This is a genomic window from Streptomyces beijiangensis (assembly GCF_017315755.1).
Classification (GTDB): Bacteria; Actinomycetota; Actinomycetes; order Streptomycetales; family Streptomycetaceae; genus Streptomyces; species Streptomyces beijiangensis.
This window is the reverse complement of sequence record NZ_JAFLRJ010001372.1, coordinates 1-258: the sequence shown is the minus strand read 5'-3', so window position 1 is coordinate 258 and position 258 is coordinate 1. Positions and strand designations below refer to the sequence as shown.

Genomic DNA, 258 nt, shown 5'->3' with positions numbered 1-258 from the left:
CGCTCGCGCTGTTCATGTATCCGCCCTCGATCACCGCGACGCTGTCCTCGCGCAGCCGTGAGGTGATCCGCCGCAACACCACGCTGCTGCCGCTGTACTCGCTGATGCTGGGCCTGCTGGCGCTGCTCGGCTTCATGGCGATCGCGGCCGGGGTCGAGGTCAGCAACGGGCAGCTGGCGATCCCGCAGTTGTTCGAGAACATGTTCCCGGCCTGGTTCGCCGGCGTGGCCTTCGCCGCCATCGGCATCGGGGCGCTGG

General features: G+C 69.0%; 1 pseudogene. It reads left to right on the top strand.

The annotated features are described in order from the left end of the window. A pseudogene (locus J0695_RS41875) lies at positions 1-258 on the top strand (sodium:solute symporter); the annotation flags it as partial.